Source organism: Kribbella sp. ALI-6-A (assembly GCF_001984195.1).
Lineage (GTDB): Bacteria > Actinomycetota > Actinomycetes > Propionibacteriales > Kribbellaceae > Kribbella.
In genome coordinates this window covers 587,086-606,233 of record NZ_MTQN01000012.1, presented here as the reverse complement: position 1 = coordinate 606,233, position 19,148 = coordinate 587,086, and the positions used below count along the sequence as shown (strand labels likewise).

The following is a 19,148-nucleotide window of genomic DNA, read 5'->3' as shown; positions in this document are numbered from 1 at the left end:
GAACAGCGAAAGATCAGAGGGTGGGGTGATGCGAGCTCTTCTCACGTCGTCCGGGATCACGAACAGCAGCATCCAGGACGCTTTGGTCGCCCTGCTGGGCAAACCGATCGCCGAGTCCAACGCCCTGTTCGTTCCCACCGCCCTGTATCCCTTTCCTGGTGGACCCGGCATGGTGTGGCAGACGATCGCCGGCCCTCGTTCGTCGACGTTGTGTGGCTTGGGCTGGAAGTCGTTGGGGATTCTGGAGCTGTCGGTGCTGCCGAGCGTCGAGCAGGCGACGTGGGTCTCCACGGTCCGCGACGCCGATGTCCTGCTGGTCGGGGGCGGCGACCCCTTGTTCCTCGCCAACTGGATGCGTCGCTCCGGACTGGCCGATCTCCTGCCGACGCTGCGCTCCGAAGCGGTCTACGTCGGCGTCAGCGCCGGCAGCATCGCGGCGACCTCCACCTTCGTCGAGACCTATACCGAACCGCCCCGCGGCACCGACGAACCGCAGAAGACCGAGGACGTCGTCTTCTCCACGCCCGAAGGCGACCTCGACCGGATCCTGGTCACGGGCCAGGGCGCGGGTCTGGTCGACTTCGGGGTGATTCCGCACTTCGAGCATCCCCACCACCTCGACGCCTCGCCGGCCAACGCGGAGAAATGGGCGGCACGGATTCCGGCACCGACGTACGCGATCGACGACGAGACCGCCGTGAGCGTGGCCGACGGCGTCGTCGAGGTCGTCTCCGAGGGGAACTGGAAACTGTTCCAGCCCTGACGTCGGTGGATACGCTGCGGGATGCCCGAACTCGTGTCGAAGCGCGCGCAGGTGGCCCGGCTGCGTCGTACGGCCGTGCGGGCGCTGGCTGACTACCCGGTGGACGAACCGCGGCTCACCTTCATCGCGCACGGCGAGAACACCACGTTCCGCGTCGACTCCCGCGACGGCCGGTTCCTGCTGCGGGTCCATCGGCCGAACCGGCACGGTCCGGGAGTCGACTCGCGGGTCGCGGTCGGGTCGGAGCTGGATTGGCTGGCCGCCTTGCAGGCAGACACGGAGTTGAGCGTGCCGGCACCGGTCCGGGCGCGCAGCGGGGAGTGGACCGCGGTCGCTGACGGACGGGTCTGCTCGCTGCTCGGCTGGCAGTACGGGCGGATGCAGGCGGCACATCCGCGTCCCGTGCACTTCCGGCGTCTGGGTGGCATCCTCGCCCGGCTGCACGAGCACGCTTCGGGATGGGATCCGCCGCCGGGGTTCGTCCGGATGCGGTGGGACTGGGACACCTTCTTCGGCAACACGATGGAGTACGGCGGGGTGCCGGCGGCCGGGTGCTGGGACCTGCTGCCGGCGCCGGTCCGTCCGCAGTTCGACGAGGTCGCACGCCGGATGCGGGGGGTGATGGCGGAGCTGGGATCGGCGCCGGAGGTTTTCGGCCTGATCCACGCCGACCTGCATCTGGAGAACGCGCTGTTCGACGGTGACGCGGTGCGGCTGATCGACTTCGACGACTGTGGACTCGGCTACTGGCTCTACGACCTCGCGGTGCCCCTCTGGGAGTACCGGACGCACCCCGAGCACGCCGCGATCCGTGAGGCGCTGCTCGCTGGCTATGGTCAGCTGCGCGCGCTGCCCGATCTCACGTACCTGGACGATTTCGTCGCTACGCGGGACGTGGCGTTCGGCCTGTGGTTCGCCGGAATGGCTCAGGTCAATCCGGCCTTCGCGGCCGATCTCGACAGGACCATGGACTATCTTCGGCGGTCGCTCGATCAAGCACTGAACACTCCCTGAAGCCGGAGGTGTGAGACGCACCCGCCGGGGAACCGGGCGCTGGTTGCGGCCCCTTCCGGACAGGAGTGCAGAGGGTGATCACCGGTACTGAGCGTGTGTTGGAGATTCTCGACCCTGCCGACGGATCGCGGGTCGGAACGGTCGCGATGGCGAGTGACGCCGAGGTGGACGCGGCGGTCGTCGAGGCGCGGCGGCAGAGCACGGACTGGGCGCGGACGCCGGCAGCTGAGCGCGGAGCCGCGGTGCGGGCAGCAGCGAAGACGCTGCGGGATTCGGCGGACGAGCTCGCGCGGCTCAACTGTTCCGAGACGGGGAAGCCGGTCGACGAGAGTCTGGGCGGCATCCTCGCCGGTGCGGGCACGCTGGAGCAGTACGCCGAACTGGGACCGCTGCGCGGCGGACGCACTCTGCTGGGAGATCCCAACGCCACGGACCTGATGGTCCCCGAACCCCGGGGCGTCGTGGTCGCGCTGACGCCCTGGAACGATCCCGTCGCCGTCGCCTGTGGGCTGATCGGCGCGGCCCTGGTCACCGGCAACACCGTCGTGCACAAGCCCAGCGAGCGCTGCCCGCACACCGGCGCGCGGCTCGGCCAGTTGCTCGCCGAGGCGCTGCCGGAGGGAGTTCTGCAGACGGTGCAGGGCGACGGATCGGTCGGCGCGGTGCTTGCCGCGCGCAACGATGTGGACGTGATCGCCCACGTCGGCAGTACCGCCGCCGGGCGGTCGATCGCCGCGGCCGCCGCCGCGACCGGCGCCAAGGCTCTGCTCGAGAACGGCGGCAACGACCCGCTGATCGTGGACGAGGACGTCGACCCGGTCTGGGCGGCCGGGCAGGCGGCGCTCGGATCGTTCGCCAACTCCGGCCAGATCTGCGTCGCCGTCGAGCGGATCTACGTACATCGCGCGGTAGCCGATTCCTTCCTGTCCGCACTGGTCGCCGAAGCGCAGTCGCGCGTCGTCGCCCCGCTGGTCGACCGGCGCCACCGGGACTCCGTGCACCAACAGGTCCGCCAGGCCGTCGACAACGGAGCCGAGCTGCTCACCGGCGGCGAGCTGCCGGACGGGCCCGGCGCGCACTACCCCGCCACAGTGCTCACCTCCTGCAGCCCTGAACTGGACGTCATGCGCACCGAGACCTTCGGACCAGTGGCCCCGGTGACAGTGGTCGACAGCTTCGACGAGGCCCTACGACTGGCCGCCGATGACGAGTACGGCCTGGCCGCGACCGTGCTGACCGGATCTCAGGCCAACGCTCAGCGCGCCTGGCGCGAACTGCCGGTCGGGACGGTCAAGATCAACGCGGTCTTCGGTGGTGCGCCGGGTGGTGCCGCGCAGCCCCGGCGGGCCAGCGGTGCCGGATTCGGTTACGGCCCCGAGCTGCTGGACGAGATGAGTCAGCTGAAGGTGGTGCACTGGGAGCCCGCGCCCGCCGGCTAGGTCCGCGGTTGGGGCCGTCGGTGGCAGCGTCTACAGTCGGAGACCTTGTCACCGAGCAGTCACGAGGAGTTCGGATGCGGGTCTCGGTCACCGTCACCGCTGCCACCGCCGTACTGATTCTGGCCGGTTGTGGCGGCGGGTCGGGCGAGTCGGCGCCGAACGTGCCGCCGCTGGTCTCGGTCAGTACGACGCCGACCGAGACCGCGAGCGAGACGCCCTCGGAGACGCCCAGCCCGCCGCCGACCGCCAAGGTCGCGGACACGCTCTGCGTCCGGATGAACCAGTCGCTGGTGCGGACCACGCTCGCCGTACCGGTGGTGACGATCCAGCCGAAGGCGGTGCCGGCCGAGATCGGCTTGCCCAGCTTCGACATCTGCCAGCTCGCCCTGAGCACGAACCCGAGCGGCCCGGTGCTGCGGCTCGGCGTCTCGGTGCTGCCCTCGACGAAGGCCGACCTGTCCGCGGCCCGGCAGGCGTACGTCGCGACGAAGGGTGAGCCGCCACGCACGCTCGCGGCCGGCCAGGGCGGCTACGTGACCAGCAAGTTCGCCGTCTTCCTGCTGGGAAACCGGCTGTTCAAGGTCGAAGGGCCGGCCGCGACCCAGACGAAGTACGTCGTACTGGCGCAGGAGGCGGCCCGTCAGGCAGCCGGGCTGCCGGAGGCCGCGCCACTGATCACCCGGCCGGAGTGCGAGCGCGGTACGTCGGCCGCCGCCAAGGTGATGGGCGCCGAAGCGATGGCGCGCCGCGACAGCCAGACGCCCGCGGGCGACGTCGTCTGCGGCTGGATCACGGCGACCAGCGTGCTCTCCACGACCGCCCGCCGGGTCCCGGACGCGGAAGCGGCGATGGCGACGGTCCGTAAGGCGCCCACGTCCCAGTCGGTTCCGCTCGGCGACGAAGGCTACGTCGACACCGCCACCGGCCGAGGCACGATCCGGGTCGGCACGGACAAGATCGCCGATCTGGTCCCGCTGCCCGGCACGAAGGTGAAAACCGACGACATGGTCGCCTTCGCGCTCGCGATCTCCCCGCTCTACACGCGCTGACGGCGTCCTGGCGGCCGGACCAGGTGCTGCGACCGCGTCGCAAGGTGAGCTACCGTGTGGGCGTCGTGGTGTTCGGGAAGCCGGTGTGGAACCGGCGCGGCCCTCGCCACTGTGATCGGGATTGTCCGACGAGCGTTCACGTGCTGTGAGACCACTGGTCCCTGCCGGACTGGGAAGGTCAGCTCGACGGATGCGGTCGTCCCGTCAGCCAGGAGACCGGCCACGACGCGTCCCGTCCACGAGGTGTTGGAGGAACGGTCGCCATGGCCGTCGTACCCAAGGCAGTGCTCGCTGCCGTCCTGCTGTCCCTGGTCGCCGCCTGCGGCGGTACCGCCGAAGCCGGTCCGAGCCCGACCGCGACCACGGTGAAGAACTGCGGGCTCGACGTCACCGTCGACGGCCCGCCCGAGCGGGTGTTCGCGGCGTACCAACCGGCCATTGAGCTGGCGCACGCGCTCGGCCTGTCCGATCGCTTGGTCGGCACGGCGTTCCTGGACTCCGAGGTGCTGCCCGAGTACGCCGCGGCGCAGCGCGATCGCAAGTACTACAAGAACATGCCGAGCCGCGAGGAGCTGCTCAGCCTGAACCCGGACTTCGTGCTGTCCGGCTTCAACGACATCTTCAGCGCGGCCGGCAGCGACGGCAGCTTCGGCAGCCGCAAGTCGCTGTCCGACCTCGGCGTGCAGACCTGGATCTTCAGCCCGCTGTGCCCGAGCGCGGACGGCAAGGGCGACGAAGCGATCGACCCGTCGACGGTTTCGATGGACAACGTGTACGCCGATCTGCGCGACCTCGGCACGTTGTTCGGCGTGCGGGACAGGGCCGAGCAGGTGATCGCCGACCAGCAGAAGCGGATCGCCGCGGTCGAGGCGGCGGTGAAGGACGCGGAGCGGCCGACGGTCGCGATCGTGCGGCCCGGGCTCGAGGGCGGCGGGATGACGGTGTCGGGCGGACCTGACTTCGGCACGGTGCTGATCCGGCAGGCCGGCGGCGTGAACGCGTTCGCCGGGCTGACGTCGAAGCGGAACGTGAAGATCAGCGTCGAGGAGTTCCTCAAGGCCGACCCCGACTACATCTTGATCAGCGCCTGCTGCGACGCGACGCTGACCGAGGCGCAGGCCCAGCCGGATGTCGCCAAGCTGCTGCGGAACCCGGCGTTCGCGAACCTGACGGCGGTGAAGAACAAGCACGTCGTCCCGTGGTTGTTCGCGCACCACTCGGCCGGCGTCCGCGGGGCGAGCTCGACCGAACTGATCGCGAAGATCATCCATCCCGACCTGGTCAAGTGATCGGGCCGGTCGTTGACGGCCGGCGCGGGCTGCTGCGGCACGGGGTGACCAGAACCGGCGGGCTGGTGCTCGCGGTCGTCGTCCTGCTGGCGGCGGTGCTGTTGTCCTTGCTGGCCGGGACGCAGTGGTTCGGGCCACGCGACGTCTACCTGGCGGCGGCCGACTTCACCGGATCCGACACGGACCGGGTGATCCGCTACCTGCGGCTGCCGCGAACCGCGACCGGGTTGATGGCCGGTGCGGCGCTCGGCATGGCGGGTGCGTTGATGCAGGGCGTGACGCGCAACGCGCTGGCGGATCCGGGCATCCTCGGCGTCAACGCGGGCGCCGCCGTGGCCGTGGTGGCGGCGATCGGCGTCTTCGGCGTGACCAGCCTGACCGGGTACGTCTGGTTCGCGATGGGCGGGGCGTTGATCGCGACGGTAGTGGTCTATGTCGTCGGCGCGCTGGGGAGGGGTGGAGCCACACCGGTGAAGCTGGCTTTGGCGGGTGCGGCGCTGTCGGCGATGCTCGGCTCTGTCACGTCGGCGGCGACGTTGCTGGATCTGTCCACGCTGAACGAGTTCCGCTTCTGGGTGGTCGGTTCGCTGACGCTCGCGACCGGTTCGATCGTCGGCCAGGCGCTGCCATTCGTTGCTCTAGGCATCGTCTTGTCGCTGGCGCTCGGCCGGTCGCTCAACCAGCTGGCGCTGGGCGAGGAACTCGCGACCACGCTGGGCACCCGGATCGGGCTGGTGCGCGTGCTCGCAGGGCTGGCGATCATGCTGCTGGCCGGTACGGCGACCGCGATGGCCGGGCCGATCGCCTTCGTGGGACTGGCCGTACCGCACGTCGCGCGGGCGATCGTCGGCGCCGACTACCGGTGGATCCTGCCGTACTCGCTCGTCCTCGCACCGGCGTTGTTGCTGCTCGCGGACGTGCTCGGCCGGTTGGTGGTCCGTCCGGACGAGCTGCAGGTCGGCATCATCACCGCTCTGGTCGGTGCGCCGCTGTTCATCGCGCTGGTACGCCGCCGCAGGCTGGCGGAGCTGTGAAAGGATCCGCTCGGGCGGTGCGCATCGGGCCCTTCTCGGCCCGGATCGATCTCGGCGGCGCCGTGGTCACTCTCGTCGCGCTGCTCCTGGCTGTTGCCGTCGGCGCCTACTCCCTGACGATCGGCGACTACGAGATCCCGCTCGGACAGGTGCTGAACACGCTCGCGGGCCACGGGTCGCTGATCATGACCGACGTAGTGGTGAACAACCGTCTGCCCCGCGTGCTGGTCGGGCTCGGCGTCGGCACCGCGTTCGCCGTCTCCGGTGCGATCTTCCAGCGCCTCGCCCGGAATCCGCTGGTCAGCCCCGACCTGATCGGCATCAACGCCGGCGCCGCGCTGGCCGCCGTCGTCGTGATCACGATTCTCGGTGCCAGTCCCTTCTGGCTACCGGTCGGCGCACTGCTCGGATCGTTGCTAACAGCAATCACTGTCTACCTGCTCGCCTTCAAGCGCGGCGTCGCGGGGTATCGCCTCGTGCTGGTCGGCATCGGCGTCACCGCAATCCTCGGCTCGCTCACGGCGTACCTGCTGACGCTGGCCGACATCTACACGGCCAAGAGCGCCCTGATGTGGCTGTCCGGCAGCCTGGCCGGAAGGTCGTGGCCGGAAGCAACCTTGATCGGCGCCACCGTGCTGGTGCTCGTCCCGGCCGCGCTGGCGTCGTCCCGGCAGCTTCGGCTGCTGGAGCTGGGCGACGACCTCGCACGCACCCTGGCCGGTCGCGTCGAGCTGTCCCGCGGCATCCTGATCGCGATCGGGGTCGGCCTCGCCGCGCTGGCGACGGCGGCTGCCGGACCGATTGCCTTCGTCGCGCTGGTCGCGCCACAGATCGCCCGCCGCCTGCTCGCCGAACGTGTCGCCGGACTGCTCGCGGCCGGTGCGATCGGTGCGCTGCTGGTGGTCTCCGCCGATCTGCTCGCGCGCCAGTTGTTCGCGCCGATCCCGTTGCCCGTGGGCGTCGTCACGGCGTTCCTGGGCGCTCCGTACCTGCTGTTGCTGATGGCCCGGGCCAACCGGGTCGGCCGAGGAGGATGACCATGCTGCGCGCCGAGAACCTCACCCTCGCGTACGACGGAACGCCGGTCGTGCACGACCTGTCGGTCGGCATTCCGCGCGGCCGGATCACCGTCATCGTGGGCGCCAACGCCTGTGGCAAGTCGACCTTGCTGCGCGGCCTGGCCCGCCTGCTCGTCCCGCGCGGCGGCACCGTCTACCTGGACGACGTCGACGTACGCCGCGTCCCCGGCGGCGAACTCGCCACGCAGCTCGGCCTGCTCCCGCAGCAGCCCGTAGCCCCCGAAGGCATCACGGTCGGCGACCTGGTCGGCCGCGGGCGGCACCCGCACCAGCGGTGGTTCCGCCAGTGGACTCCCGAGGACGAACGCGTCGTCACCGAAGCCCTCGCCGCCACCGGCACCGCCGACCTGGTCGACCGCTCCCTGGACCAGCTCTCCGGCGGTCAGCGCCAGCGCGTCTGGATCGCCCTCGCCCTGGCCCAGGACGCCGGCACGATGCTGCTCGACGAGCCGACCACCTTTCTCGACCTCGCCCACCAGCTCGAGATCCTCGACCTGGTCCAGGACCTCAACCGCGAGCACGGCAAAACCGTCGTCCTCGTCCTGCACGACCTCAACCTCGCCAGCCGCTACGCCGACCACCTGATCGCCCTCAAGTCCGGCACGGTCGTCGCCACCGGTGCTCCCGCCGACGTGATCACTCCCGAGGTCGTCGAAGACGTCTTCGGCCTTGCCTGCGAAGTCATCCCGGACCCGCTGACCGGCACGCCGCTGGTGCTGCCTCGCCCGCGAAGTCACCTCGTACAGGACCGGTGACTCCCCGAGGACTTCGTCGCGGCGAGGTCGGCGGCGGGGCTCGGCTTCGTCCGCGGGACGCGGCGGCGGGTGGTCCCTCGGCCCGAGCCGCCCCACCTCGGCTGGATCAGGCCGGAGCTTCGCTCAGCACCGGGGTCAGGTAACCAACCAGAGCGCGGTTGACCTCGGCAATCCAGGATTCGCGGTCCTCGGCCGGGGCGGCGAGCACGGTGCCGAGCAGCGCGGCGAAGATCTGCGTCGCGACGACGGCGGTCTGCTGCCGGCGATCGGCCGGAAGACCCGGAGCCCGGGCGGCGATCACCTCGGCGACCTTGCCGGTGACCGCGGCCTGCAGCGCGCGGGCCGGAGCGGTCAGGTGCTCGGGCAGACCGGTCCCGGCGAACAGCGCCTTGAAACCGGGGTTGGCGAGGTTGACCTCGACCATCGGCCGGATCATCCGGTCGACCAGCTCGGGCAGCGGAAGCTGGGCGGCAGCCGGGTCGAACGCCCGGGCGTGCGCTTCCTGCAGGGCGGTCCGGTAGCGATCGGCCAGCGCACCGGCGAGCGCCTCCTTGTTCGCGAAGAACTGGTACAGCGTGCCGGGGGAGACGCCGGCCTGCCGGGCGATCGCGTTCGTGGTCGCTTTCGCGTAGCCGACCTCGGCGAACACGACGGCCGCGGCGTCGGTCAGCTGCTCCATCCGCCGCTGCCCACGGGCCTGCCGGCGCGGCTGCTCGGTCACTGAGATCTCCGGGGTCGTTGACATATACGAGCAAATACTCGTATTTTCGTTCTGCGAGTGATCGCTCGTGTTTCAGTCTAGCCTGGGGGCGCCGCCATGCCGCAGCAGGATCTCGACCCGACCAGTCATCCAGACAACGGCTTCGCGGCTTGGCTCGTCCGGCGGCGCATCCTGGTGGTCTCGCTGGCCGGAGTGCTCGCCGTCCTGCTGCTGGTCGTCGCCGCCGGTGCGCTGGGGGCGCTGTCCCTGTCCCGGATCGCCGCGCCCGGGTCCGAGTCGGATCGAGCGCGCCAGATCCTGGCCGACCAGTTCCACACCGGTCCGCCCAACCTGGTGCTGCTGGTCGATGCGGGAGACCGGAGCGTCGACGACACCGCCGTACGACGTGCTGCCGCCGGGCTGGAGCAGGAGCTCACAACCCAGACCGGTGTGGCCGAGGTCGGTTCGTACTGGTCCCGCGGCGACAGCCCCGCGTTGCGCAGCCGCGACGGCCGGCAGGCACTCGTCCTGGTCCGAGTCCCCGGTGAGGTGAACGAGTCCCGTGCCCGAGTCGGCGAACTGGCCGACCGGTACGCCGGGCAACGCGGCCCACTGCACGTCCAAGTGGGTGGACAGGACGAGGTGTTCCGCGAGATCGGCGCCCAGGCTCGTGCCGACTTCGTCCAGGCGGAGATCATCGTCCTGCCCCTGGTGCTCGGGCTGCTGATGCTGATCTACCGCCGGATCGCGCTCGCCCTGATCACCCTGGGCATCGGCGTCCTCGCGACCGCGGGAGCGCTGGCCGGTCTGCGGCTGATCGCCTCGGTCACCGAGGTCTCCACCTTCGCCGCCAACCTCGCGCTGGTGATGGGCCTCGCGCTCGGCGTCGACTACTGCCTGTTCGTGATCGCCCGCTACCGCGAAGAGCTTGCTGACGGCAACGATGTGGGCCGGTCGGTGGTGATCGCGGTCCGGACCGCGGGACGAACCGTCTTGTTCAGCGGTCTCGCGGTCGCGACCTCACTGCTCGCGCTGCTGCTGTTCCCGCTGTCGTTCCTGCGGTCCTTCGGGTACGCCGGTGTCCTGGTGGTCGCCTCGGCGCTGTTCGGTTCGCTGGTGGTGCTGCCCGCCGGGCTGGCGCTGCTCGGTCACCGCGCCGCCGGACCGGTCCGCGAGCAGCCGGTCGAGCACGGTCGTTGGTTCCGATTGGCACAAGTGGTGATGCGGCGGCCACTGCTGATCGGGGGAGCGGTGCTCGCGCTGGTTCTGCTCCTGGCGTCGCCGGCGCTCGGACTGCGCTTCGGCCTGCCCGACGCGCGCATCCTGCCTGCGGAGGCGTCCAGCCGGATCACTGCCGACCAGATTCGCGCGGGTTTCGGGCAGGAGGAGTCCGACGCCCTGTACGTGGTCGCCACTCGTGCCGACGCGGCCGGCCCGCTCGCGCAGTACGCCGGGCAGCTGTCCCGCCTGGACGGCGTCGCGCAGGTCGACTCGGCGGCTGGTGGCTTCGTCGACGGTCAGCGGATCGTGCCACCGGCCTCCGACAGGTTCAGCCGCGACGGCGGGACCTATCTGACCGTGACGCCGACGCAGGCGGTGCTCGAAGGCGATGTCGCCACGCTCGTCGACCGGATTCGCGCGGTGCCGGCGCCGTACGACGTGGTGATCGGTGGCAGTCCGGCCGAGATGCTCGACTGGCGGGATGCGCTCGCCGACCGCATCCCGCTCGTGCTCGGTGTGATTCTGCTGCTCAGTTTCGCGGTCCTGCACCTGGCGACCGGAAGCGTGCTGCTGCCGCTGAAGGCGACGGTGCTGAACTTGCTGAGCCTGGGCGTGATGTTCGGCGTGACGGTCTGGGTGTTCCAGCAGGGCAACCTGTCCGGCCTGCTCGGCTTCACGCCGACCGGCGGACTCGAGGCGAGCATGCCGATGCTGATGTTCTGCATCGTCTACGGGCTGTCGATGGACTACGAGGTGTTCGTCGTGTCGCGGATCCGGGAGGAGTACCTGCGCACCGGCGACAGTGCGCTGGCGGTGGCGACCGGGTTGCAACGGTCCGCCCCGCTGGTCAGTGCGGCGGCGGTCGTGCTGGCGTCGTCCTTCGCGGTGTACGCGACCGGTGGGGTGGTCTACCTCAAGATGATCGGGATCGGGATGGCGGTGGCCGTTCTGGTCGACGCGACGCTGATCCGGGGCGTGCTGCTGCCGGCCTTCATGAAACTGGCCGGACGGGCGAACTGGTGGCTGCCGTCGTTCGGCGCAGCAGGGCTCCGAGTGTCGCGACAGCCTCGGTGAGTTCGGTCGGGGTGCGGGCGGCGTAGCCGAGGACCAGGCCCGGTGGGTGCGGCGTCTGGGTGTGCCAGCTGAGCGGATGGGTTTTGATGCCTTCGGCAAGTGCCTGGCGCGCGAGCGCGACGTCGTCGAGACAATGATCGGGAAACGTGATCGTCAGATGCAGCCCGGCCGCTGCGCCGTGCACGGTGGCGGCCGGAAGATGATTGCTGATGGCATCGATCATCGCGTCGCGACGCCGGCGATGGCGGCGGCGGGCGTAGCGGAGCCGGCGTTCCAGGTCGCCGGACTCCATCAGCTGCGCGAGCACCAGCTGGGGAAGCGCGGCGTTGCCCAGGTCGGCCAGGCGTTTGGCGGCGGCGAACCGGTCGCGGTACGCCGGGGGCGGCACCATCCAGCCGATCCGGAGCGCGGGGGCGAGCAGCTTGGAGACGCTGCCGGTGTAGATCACGTGATCGGCGAGCATCGCCCGCAGCGCGGGGACCGGCGGGCGGTCGTAGCGGTGTTCGGCGTCGTAGTCGTCCTCGACGATCAGGCCGTCGGACTCGACGGCCCACTGGATCAGCTCCCGGCGGCGTTCGCCGTCGAGCACGACCCCGGTCGGGAACTGATGAGCAGGCGTGAGCAGTACGGCGCGAACGCCGCTCCGGCGCAGCGCGTCCACCCGTACGCCGTCGGAGTCGACCGGGATCGGTGGCGTCCGCAGACCCAGGTTTCCCACGTGCTGGCGGGATCCGAGCGACCCGGGATCCTCGACGGCCAGGTCGTGGATGCCCTCGGCGGTGAGGACCTGCGCGGTCAGGCTCAGTGCCTGGGCGACCCCGGCGACGATGATCACCTCGGCCGGATCGACCTGGACGCCGCGGTACCGGGCCAGCCAGCGCGCGACCGCCAGCCGCAGTTCCGGCGTACCGGCGGGGTCGCCGTAGCTGAGGGAGGAGGCGGACAGCCGGTCGAGCACGGTGCGTTCCGCCTTCAGCCAGGCCGCGCGGGGAAAGGCTGTCAGGTCCGGAACCCCAGGAGTCAGGTCGATCCTCGCCGGAGCTGATCGCAGTGCGTCGAAGATGTCGTCTCCCGGCGTCTGCACGACCACAGCGGACCGGGACTCCCCGTTCGACGCCGGAACGGTCGTTGTCGTGCTGAAGGGCGCGGCGACGACGGTCGTGCCCGCTCGGCCGTTGGCGGTGGTGTGGCCGTCCTCGGTGAGGCGTTGGTAGGCCTCGGTGACCACTCCTCGGGAGACCTGCAGCTCAGCGGCCAGGACCCGAGTCGCCGGCAGGCGACTTCCGACGGGCAGGCGGCCGTCGGCGATCGCGGCGCGGAGTTGATCGGCCAGCCACGTGGACAGGCCGCCGGATGGCGCGTCGGCGGCGCTGAGCTGCAGGAAGTCGGATCCGGACATTATGGACCTGCCAATCTGGTCCGGATTGGATCTACTCACCGGACCATTGTGGCGCGACCGTGGAGCTATGGGAACCGACTACGTGCACGGCTACACCGCCTCCGAGACCCGCCGCCTCAGCGAGCAGGCAGAAACCCTCGCCGATCTGCTGCACGGCGACACGCACTACGCACCCGGCAGCCGCGTCTTGGAGGTCGGCTGCGGCGTCGGCGCGCAGACCGTGCAGCTCCTGACCCGCAGCCCCGGCATCGCACTGACCGCCGTCGACATCTCCGAGGAGTCGCTCGCCGAGGCCAAACGCCGCGTGGCGGTCAAGGTGCCGGACGCGCAGGTCGAGTGGCATCACGGCGACCTGCACGACCTCCCGTACGCCGAAGCCTCCTTCGACCACCTCTTCCTCTGCTTCGTCCTGGAACACCTGCCCGAGCCCACCGACGTACTGCGCACGCTTCGGCGGTACCTGCGTCCCGGCGGCACCATCACGCTGATCGAGGGCGACCACGGCTCGGCGATCTACCACCCGCGCAGCGCCGCCGCCCAGGCGGTCATCGAGTGCCTCAACGTCTCCCAGGCCGAGGCCGGTGGTGACGCGCTGATCGGCCGGCGGGTCCAGCCGTTGCTCACCGCCGCCGGGTTCACCGACGTCGTCACCCACCCGCGCACCGTGTACGCCGACCAGACGGTCCCGCACCTCGTCGACGGTTTCACCCGCAAGACGTTCATCGCGATGGTCGGCTCGGTCCGCGACCGCTCGATCGCCACCGGCCTCAGTACGCCGGCCGCCTGGGCGCAGGGAATCCGCGACCTGGAGCGCACCGCCGAGCCCGGCGGCACCTTCCACTACACGTTCTTCAAGGGCGTCGGGGTGCGATGATCGCGCTGCTCGTCCTGGTCGCCGCGGTCGTCGTCGTGCTGGAGTGGAACCGCCGCCGGCCATCCGGCCCGCCCGGCCACCCCGGCGTACGGCCGGATCTGCCGGATCGCGATCGTGACCGCCTGCTGGACGATCTTCGCGCGGTCGCTGACCGGACTTGAGCCAACTGGTAGACAAGAGAGATGACGCCGACCGAGCAGCTCGAGATCGAGACCAAGTACGACGTCGATGAGCACGCGATCGTGCCTGCGCTGCACGAGTTGCCAGGAGTCGACCGTGTCGAGCAGCCGGTCGAGCTCGCCCTGGAGGCGGTGTACTTCGACACCGCCGACCTGCGCCTGGCGGCGAACAAGGTGACGCTGCGCCGCCGGACCGGCGGTGAGGACGACGGCTGGCACATCAAGCTGCCGGCCGCGCGCGGCCGGCTGGAGATCCAGCACCCGCTCGGGCGCGCGGTCCGCAACGTGCCGATCCAGGTCCTGCGCGCGGTCCGGGTGCACGTCCGCGACCACGACCTCGTGCCGGTGGTGACACTGGCGACCCGGCGGATCGTGCACCGGCTGCTCGACGCCGAGGGCGAGGTGCTGGCCGAGGTCAGCGACGACCACGTCACCGCGACGGTCGACGGCGAGCAGCCCGCGACCTGGCGGGAGTGGGAGATCGAGCTGGTCAACGGCGGTTCCGAGCTGCTCGAGGCCGCCGAGCCCGTACTGCGGGAGGCCGGCGCGACGCCCGCGTCCGGGCCGAGCAAGCTGGCACGGGCGCTCGGCGACCGGGTGCCGCGGCGGGAGACCTGGGAGCTGCCGTCGAAGCCGACCACGGCCGATCTCTTCCGCGCGTACGCGACCGAGCAGGTCCAGGCGATCCACCTCCGCGACCCCGAGGTCCGGCGGGACCTGCCCGACGCGTTGCACAAGATGCGGGTGGCGACCCGGCGGCTGCGGTCGGCGCTGGCGACGTACCGGCCGGTGGTGGACCGCGAGGTCGGTGACCAAATCCGCGACGAGCTCAAGTGGTTCGCCGGTGAGCTCGGCGGCGCGCGGGACGCGGAGGTGCTGCGCGAGCATTTCCTGGTCGCGGTCTCGGAGCAGCCGTCGGAGCTGGTGATGGGACGCGTCGCCGGGTACATCGACGACCATCTGCGCGCCGTCTACAAGGAAGCGCGGACGCAGGCGCTGGAGGCGCTGGAGAGCGAGCGGTACTTCCGGCTGCTCGACACGCTCGACGGGCTGGTCGCCGCGCCGCCGTTGCTGGACGCGGAGACCAAGGCGAAGAAGCAGGTGCCCGAGCTGCTGAAGCACGACCTGAAGCGGATGCGTCGATGCGTGAAGCGGGCCGAGAACGCGGCGACGCTCGCCGAGCAGGACCACGAGCTGCACGAGACCCGCAAGGCGGCCAAGCGCCTCCGGTACGCCGCGGAGTCGGCCGTGCCGCTGCTGGGTGAGCGGGCGGCGGAGCTGGTCGAGCGGGCGAAGCACGTCCAGGAGATCCTCGGGGACCACCAGGACAGCGTGGTCGCCCGGGACCTCCTGCGCCGGCTCGCCGTCCAGCAGCATCTCGACGGCGGCAACCCGTTCACCCTCGGCCGGCTGCACGCCGCCGAGCAGTACCGCGGCGACAGGTCGCGCGAGGAGTTCCTGAAGCTCTGGCCGACAATCGACTTCAGCTGACGCGAGCCGGCTTCGCTGTCCTGCGTCAGCTGATCGGCGGCGGCAGCGTCAGCTGATCCAGGGCGGCGTCCCGCGGTCGGCATCCTCACCGGGGACGCTGACCTTGGCGTGCCCGTAGCCGGCGACCATCGCGGTGAATTCGCCGGTCGCGGTCACCTGACGCTCGACCCCGCCCGGCAGCACCACCGCCTCACCCGCCGTCAGCTCCACCTGCTCGGCGCCCACGGTGATCGTGGCCTGCCCGCTCAAGCCGGTCCACACCTGCTCGCTGTCCATCACGTGCACCGGCCCCTGCGCGTCGGCCTTCATCTCCACCCGCCACACACTCAGCTCCCGGCTGCCCTGCGTCGGCGACGCGTACGTCGTCATCACGGCGTTCGGCGTTTCGGTCCTGCGATACATCGTTACCCCCTCGTCGATCGTCAACCCGGTTGCCGAAATAGTACACCGGGTTGTCGATCTGTCCAGCGGTCCGCGACAATGACCGCCATGGACCGCTACGGCTACGAGCTGCCCCTCCTCCTGGCCGGAGCGTTCCGCCGGATCATCGACGAGCTGCACCGGCGCCTGGCCGAGCAGGGTCATCCCGACCTGCGCCCGGCGTACGGGTTCGCCCTGCAGGCGATCGGCGCCGACGGCTGCACCGTCTCCGACCTCGGCCGCCGCCTGGGCGTCTCCAAGCAGGCCGCCACCAAAACCACTGCCAAACTCGCCGCCCTCGGCTACGTCGACCGCACTCCCGACCCCGCCGACGCCCGCGCCGTGCTGCTCACCGTGACCCCGCACGGCCGAGCTGCCCTCACCGAGTCGGCCCGCATCTTCGAAGAGTTGCGCGCCGAGTGGAAGAAGACCCTCGGAGCCACCCGCCTTCGCGCCCTCGAAGACGACCTCGCCAAACTCACGCCGAGCGAAACTCCTACCCCGCTGATCGACCTTCCGGGCTGGTTCCACTGAGCCGCGTCAACGCGGCCGAGATCGCTGCCCAAGGCAACGGCCGGGAATCGACGGTGGACCTCGGCTCGGCCAGCGGCCAGATGTGGTCGCCGTACAGGAGTTCGACGCCGGCCCGCCGGAGCCGGTACGACGGCCTGCAGGTCCGCCTGAGGATGCGGCCGTGTGTCTCGCCCGGCAACCGCGGCGCCCAGCGGACCGGCAAGCCGGTGATTGCCTCTAGCAACGGAATTTCGCCGAGGTGGTGGAGCCAGATCGCGGCAGTCGGAGTGAGGCTGACCGCGACCGTGTGACCGGCGGCGACCAGCGGCTCGACGAGCTGCGGCCGGAGGTGCTCGAGTCCGCCGGCCGCGCTCCCGACCAGGGCGATGGTTCGCGCGGCCGTCGGCCGGGAACCCTGCGCGGCGGCCGGGCGGTCGCCGGTGACGTCGTTCATCGCTCAACCCTGGCACGACGAAGGGCCCAGCCGGCTGCTGGGCCCTTCGAGGGCGGTTGGTGCTGTCAGGCAGGTTCGCGGAGGTTCGGCAGGACCTGCCTGACAGGGCCGGGGGGCGGGGACGCCGGGCTGTCACCCGTGATCGGGACCGGCGTCCCCGCAGCTCAGTGCTTCACCGCCTTCTCGGCGCCGGCGCCGGTCAGCGAGCGGACCTCCATCTCGGCGAACCGGTCGACGTCGGTGCCTTCCTTGCTGGTCAGCGTGCCGACGATGCCGAGCACGAACGCCAGCGGGATCGACACGATGCCGGGGTTGTCCAGCGGGAACCAGCTGAAGTCGATCGAGGTGTCGGTGATCATCGACAGGCTGGCGCCGGTCTTGGCGTCGACCTTGCCGGACACCACCGGCGAGAACGCGATCAGGATGATCGCCGACCCGAGGCCGCCGTACATGCTCCACAGGGCGCCGCGGGTGTTGAAGCGCCGCCAGAACAGCGAGTACAGGATGGTCGGCAGGTTCGCGCTGGCCGCGATCGCGAAGGCGAGCGCCACCAGGAAGGCGACGTTCTGGCCGTTGGCGAAGATGCCGCCGATGATCGCGACCACGCCGATCACCAGCACGGTGATCCGGGCCACCCGGACCTCACCGTCGCCGCTGATCTGGCCCTTCTTGATCACCTGACCGTAGATGTCGTGGGCGAACGACGCGCTGGCGGTGATGGTCAGGCCGGCGACCACCGCGAGGATGGTGGCGAAGGCGACGGCCGAGATCACGCCGAGCAGGATCTCCCCGCCGAGCTCGAAGGCCAGCAGCGGCGCCGCCGAGTTCGCCCGGCCGGGCGCGGCGCGGATCACGTCGGGGCCGACCAGCGCGGCCGCGCCGTACCCGAGCACCAGCGTGAACAGGTAGAAGATGCCGATGATCCAGATCGCCCAGCTGACGCTGCGGCGGGCTTCCTTGGAGTTGGGCACCGTGTAGAAGCGCATCAGCACGTGCGGGAGGCCCGCCGTACCGAGCACGAGCGCGAGGCCCAGCGAGATGAAGTCCAGCTTGCTGATCCCCGATACGCCGTACTGCAGGCCCGGGTCGAGCAGGCGCTCGCCGACCGGGCTCTTCTCGACCGCTCCGCCGAGCAGGCCGGACAGGTTGAAGCTGTACTTGGCCAAGACCCAGATCGTCATGATCCCGGCGCCGATCACCAGCAGGACCGCCTTGACGATCTGCACCCAGGTGGTGCCCTTCATGCCACCGACGAGCACGTAGGTGATCATGATCAGGCCGACCACCGCGATCACCAGGTTCTGCCCGGCGCGGCCGTCGATGCCGAGCAGCAGCGCGACCAGACCACCGGCGCCGGCCATCTGCGCCAGCAGGTAGAAGAAGCTGACCACCAGCGTGGAGATCGCCGCCGCCATCCGGACCGGGCGCTGCTTGAGCCGGAACGACAGCACGTCGGCCATCGTGAAGCGGCCGGTGTTGCGCAGCAGTTCGGCGACCAGCAGCAGCGCGACCAGCCAGGCGACCAGGAAGCCGATCGAGTACAGGAAGCCGTCGTAGCCGTTCAGCGCGATCGCACCCGCGATCCCGAGGAACGACGCGGCCGACAGGTAGTCACCGGCGATCGCGATGCCGTTCTGCGGCCCGGTGAAGGACCGGCCGCCGGCGTAGTAGTCGGCCGCGGTCTTGTTGTTGCGCGAGGCCCTGATGACGATCGCCAGCGTCGCGACCACGAACAGCGCGAAGATCGCGATGTTGACCGTCGGGTTGCCGATGTCGGTGGCCAGCGGCAGCAGCAGGGGAGCGGTCACTTGTCCTCACCTTCGATCAGCGTGCGCATCCGCTCGGCGGCCGGGTCGATCTGCTTGTCGGCCCAGCGCACGTAGATCATCGTGATCGCGAAGGTGGACAAGAACTGCCCGAAGCCGAGCAGCAGCGCGACGTTGATGTTGCCGAACACGCGGGTGGACATGAAGCCGTGCGCGTAGTCGGCGAGCAGCACATAGAGGAAGTACCAGGCCAGGAACAGGCCGGTCATCGGGAACACGAAGCGCCGGAAGCGGCGACGCAGTTCGGAGAAGTCCGGTGACAGCTGGACGTCTCGGTACGTCGTGAGCTCCGGGTCGCCCGCGCGACGCGTTTCGCTCATCGCGGGACCTCCAGACGTGATCAGGCCGGGCGGAGTCCGGCGCGGGTTGCTGCTCCGTACTGTGGTCCAGCTCACCCCGCCCAAACAGCACCGACCGGCGTCGAGCGCTCAGCGGCCCACACCCCTCGACCGGCGGAAAGCCGAGGTGCGACGAGCGGTCGCATCCGCACGACGAACGGCCGACGCTACCGTCGGCGAACCAGCCGCTGCAGCGGACTGGGCGGCCGGACCGACGGCAGGCACTGACGAACGGCC

General features: G+C 70.5%; 19 protein-coding genes and 1 riboswitch. Of the genes, 13 read left to right on the top strand and 6 right to left on the bottom strand.

Translation table 11 applies throughout. The annotated features are described in order from the left end of the window. Positions 1-28: 28 nt before the first annotated feature. The 8 genes from BWI15_RS29440 (at position 29) to BWI15_RS29405 (ending at position 8,422) form a co-directional block, all read left to right on the top strand. The gene (locus BWI15_RS29440; RefSeq protein ID WP_077017805.1) at positions 29-763 is read left to right on the top strand and encodes a Type 1 glutamine amidotransferase-like domain-containing protein; all 735 of its coding nucleotides are present in this window, start codon (positions 29-31) and stop codon (positions 761-763) included. A 21-nt stretch (positions 764-784) separates the two neighbouring features. Continuing rightward, entirely contained in the window at positions 785-1,777 is a 993-nt protein-coding gene (locus tag BWI15_RS29435) for a phosphotransferase enzyme family protein (protein WP_077017804.1), read from the top strand. 74 nt (positions 1,778-1,851) lie between these two features. After that, complete coding sequence (locus tag BWI15_RS29430; protein ID WP_083751095.1) at positions 1,852-3,216, top strand: aldehyde dehydrogenase family protein; 1,365 nt, start codon at positions 1,852-1,854, stop codon at positions 3,214-3,216. 74 nt (positions 3,217-3,290) lie between these two features. Then, on the top strand, positions 3,291-4,265 hold the full coding sequence (locus BWI15_RS29425; RefSeq protein ID WP_077017802.1) for a hypothetical protein: 975 nt from the start codon (positions 3,291-3,293) through the stop codon (positions 4,263-4,265). 49 nt (positions 4,266-4,314) lie between these two features. Then, positions 4,315-4,504, top strand: a riboswitch (cobalamin riboswitch). Positions 4,505-4,528: 24 nt separating this feature from the next. Beyond that, the gene (locus BWI15_RS29420; protein ID WP_077017801.1) at positions 4,529-5,554 is read left to right on the top strand and encodes an ABC transporter substrate-binding protein; all 1,026 of its coding nucleotides are present in this window, start codon (positions 4,529-4,531) and stop codon (positions 5,552-5,554) included. After that, positions 5,551-6,588 carry a FecCD family ABC transporter permease gene (locus BWI15_RS29415; protein WP_077017800.1) on the top strand — a complete coding sequence of 346 codons (1,038 nt, stop codon included), beginning with the start codon at positions 5,551-5,553 and terminating at the stop codon, positions 6,586-6,588. Before BWI15_RS29420 ends, BWI15_RS29415 begins: the two co-directional genes overlap by 4 nt. A 17-nt stretch (positions 6,589-6,605) precedes the next feature. Continuing rightward, positions 6,606-7,625 (top strand): FecCD family ABC transporter permease, encoded by a 1,020-nt coding sequence (locus BWI15_RS29410; RefSeq protein ID WP_077017799.1) that lies wholly within the window; start codon positions 6,606-6,608, stop codon positions 7,623-7,625. A gap of 2 nt (positions 7,626-7,627) precedes the next feature. After that, the gene (locus BWI15_RS29405; protein ID WP_143465957.1) at positions 7,628-8,422 is read left to right on the top strand and encodes an ABC transporter ATP-binding protein; all 795 of its coding nucleotides are present in this window, start codon (positions 7,628-7,630) and stop codon (positions 8,420-8,422) included. 106 nt (positions 8,423-8,528) lie between these two features. Here BWI15_RS29405 and BWI15_RS29400 read toward each other — a convergent pair whose 3' ends face one another. Further along, on the bottom strand, positions 8,529-9,143 hold the full coding sequence (locus tag BWI15_RS29400; protein WP_237771513.1) for a TetR/AcrR family transcriptional regulator: 615 nt from the start codon (positions 9,141-9,143) through the stop codon (positions 8,529-8,531). 96 nt (positions 9,144-9,239) lie between these two features. Between BWI15_RS29400 and BWI15_RS29395 the strand changes: the two genes are divergently transcribed. After that, positions 9,240-11,417: an MMPL family transporter gene (locus tag BWI15_RS29395; RefSeq protein WP_077017796.1), complete on the top strand. Its 2,178-nt coding sequence runs from the start codon at positions 9,240-9,242 to the stop codon at positions 11,415-11,417. On the opposite strand, the gene pdxR is transcribed toward BWI15_RS29395, so the two are convergent. Further along, positions 11,335-12,816 (bottom strand): MocR-like pyridoxine biosynthesis transcription factor PdxR, encoded by a 1,482-nt coding sequence (gene pdxR, locus BWI15_RS29390; RefSeq protein ID WP_083751093.1) that lies wholly within the window; start codon positions 12,814-12,816, stop codon positions 11,335-11,337. The genes BWI15_RS29395 and pdxR overlap by 83 nt on opposite strands. 67 nt (positions 12,817-12,883) lie before the next feature. On the opposite strand from pdxR, the gene BWI15_RS29385 reads away from it, so the two are divergent. From BWI15_RS29385 to BWI15_RS29380, 3 genes are read left to right on the top strand one after another with little or no spacing between them, the layout of a single operon-like run. Further along, entirely contained in the window at positions 12,884-13,690 is an 807-nt protein-coding gene (locus BWI15_RS29385) for an L-histidine N(alpha)-methyltransferase (RefSeq protein WP_077017794.1), read from the top strand. Continuing rightward, positions 13,687-13,851 (top strand): hypothetical protein, encoded by a 165-nt coding sequence (locus BWI15_RS39570; protein WP_168197395.1) that lies wholly within the window; start codon positions 13,687-13,689, stop codon positions 13,849-13,851. Before BWI15_RS29385 ends, BWI15_RS39570 begins: the two co-directional genes overlap by 4 nt. 21 nt (positions 13,852-13,872) lie before the next feature. Beyond that, complete coding sequence (locus BWI15_RS29380) at positions 13,873-15,360, top strand: CYTH and CHAD domain-containing protein (RefSeq protein WP_077017793.1); 1,488 nt, start codon at positions 13,873-13,875, stop codon at positions 15,358-15,360. Between the two features lie 48 nt (positions 15,361-15,408). Here the strand turns inward: BWI15_RS29380 and BWI15_RS29375 are convergent, their stop codons facing one another. Beyond that, positions 15,409-15,762: a cupin domain-containing protein gene (locus tag BWI15_RS29375; protein WP_077017792.1), complete on the bottom strand. Its 354-nt coding sequence runs from the start codon at positions 15,760-15,762 to the stop codon at positions 15,409-15,411. An 87-nt stretch (positions 15,763-15,849) separates the two neighbouring features. Here BWI15_RS29375 and BWI15_RS29370 point away from each other — a divergent pair, with 87 nt between their 5' ends. Then, positions 15,850-16,314, top strand: coding sequence for a MarR family winged helix-turn-helix transcriptional regulator (locus BWI15_RS29370; RefSeq protein WP_202817760.1), 465 nt, complete (start codon positions 15,850-15,852; stop codon positions 16,312-16,314). Here BWI15_RS29370 and BWI15_RS29365 read toward each other — a convergent pair. The 3 genes from BWI15_RS29365 to BWI15_RS29355 all read right to left on the bottom strand — a co-directional run bounded on the left by BWI15_RS29365 (position 16,277) and on the right by BWI15_RS29355 (position 18,893). Further along, complete coding sequence (locus tag BWI15_RS29365) at positions 16,277-16,747, bottom strand: hypothetical protein (RefSeq protein ID WP_168197394.1); 471 nt, start codon at positions 16,745-16,747, stop codon at positions 16,277-16,279. The two genes, BWI15_RS29370 and BWI15_RS29365, sit on opposite strands and share 38 nt — an antisense overlap. Positions 16,748-16,911: 164 nt before the next feature. Continuing rightward, the gene (locus tag BWI15_RS29360; protein ID WP_077017790.1) at positions 16,912-18,555 is read right to left on the bottom strand and encodes a solute symporter family protein; all 1,644 of its coding nucleotides are present in this window, start codon (positions 18,553-18,555) and stop codon (positions 16,912-16,914) included. Beyond that, positions 18,552-18,893: a DUF485 domain-containing protein gene (locus BWI15_RS29355; RefSeq protein WP_077017789.1), complete on the bottom strand. Its 342-nt coding sequence runs from the start codon at positions 18,891-18,893 to the stop codon at positions 18,552-18,554. The genes BWI15_RS29360 and BWI15_RS29355 overlap by 4 nt, the downstream gene beginning before the upstream one ends. Between the last annotated feature and the right edge of the window lie 255 nt (positions 18,894-19,148).

What these genes read in the sequence shown, in the direction of transcription:
- BWI15_RS29375 (WP_077017792.1), bottom strand. Translation starts at nt 15,762, where the DNA reads ATGTATCGCAGGACCGAAACGCCGAACGCCGTGATGACGACGTACGCG.
- BWI15_RS29355 (WP_077017789.1), bottom strand. Translation starts at nt 18,893, where the DNA reads ATGAGCGAAACGCGTCGCGCGGGCGACCCGGAGCTCACGACGTACCGA.
- BWI15_RS39570 (WP_168197395.1), top strand. Translation starts at nt 13,687, where the DNA reads ATGATCGCGCTGCTCGTCCTGGTCGCCGCGGTCGTCGTCGTGCTGGAG.
- BWI15_RS29380 (WP_077017793.1), top strand. Translation starts at nt 13,873, where the DNA reads ATGACGCCGACCGAGCAGCTCGAGATCGAGACCAAGTACGACGTCGAT.
- BWI15_RS29395 (WP_077017796.1), top strand. Translation starts at nt 9,240, where the DNA reads ATGCCGCAGCAGGATCTCGACCCGACCAGTCATCCAGACAACGGCTTC.
- BWI15_RS29365 (WP_168197394.1), bottom strand. Translation starts at nt 16,747, where the DNA reads ATGAACGACGTCACCGGCGACCGCCCGGCCGCCGCGCAGGGTTCCCGG.
- pdxR (WP_083751093.1), bottom strand. Translation starts at nt 12,816, where the DNA reads ATGTCCGGATCCGACTTCCTGCAGCTCAGCGCCGCCGACGCGCCATCC.
- BWI15_RS29405 (WP_143465957.1), top strand. Translation starts at nt 7,628, where the DNA reads ATGCTGCGCGCCGAGAACCTCACCCTCGCGTACGACGGAACGCCGGTC.
- BWI15_RS29425 (WP_077017802.1), top strand. Translation starts at nt 3,291, where the DNA reads ATGCGGGTCTCGGTCACCGTCACCGCTGCCACCGCCGTACTGATTCTG.
- BWI15_RS29435 (WP_077017804.1), top strand. Translation starts at nt 785, where the DNA reads ATGCCCGAACTCGTGTCGAAGCGCGCGCAGGTGGCCCGGCTGCGTCGT.
- BWI15_RS29420 (WP_077017801.1), top strand. Translation starts at nt 4,529, where the DNA reads ATGGCCGTCGTACCCAAGGCAGTGCTCGCTGCCGTCCTGCTGTCCCTG.
- BWI15_RS29385 (WP_077017794.1), top strand. Translation starts at nt 12,884, where the DNA reads ATGGGAACCGACTACGTGCACGGCTACACCGCCTCCGAGACCCGCCGC.
- BWI15_RS29440 (WP_077017805.1), top strand. Translation starts at nt 29, where the DNA reads ATGCGAGCTCTTCTCACGTCGTCCGGGATCACGAACAGCAGCATCCAG.
- BWI15_RS29370 (WP_202817760.1), top strand. Translation starts at nt 15,850, where the DNA reads ATGGACCGCTACGGCTACGAGCTGCCCCTCCTCCTGGCCGGAGCGTTC.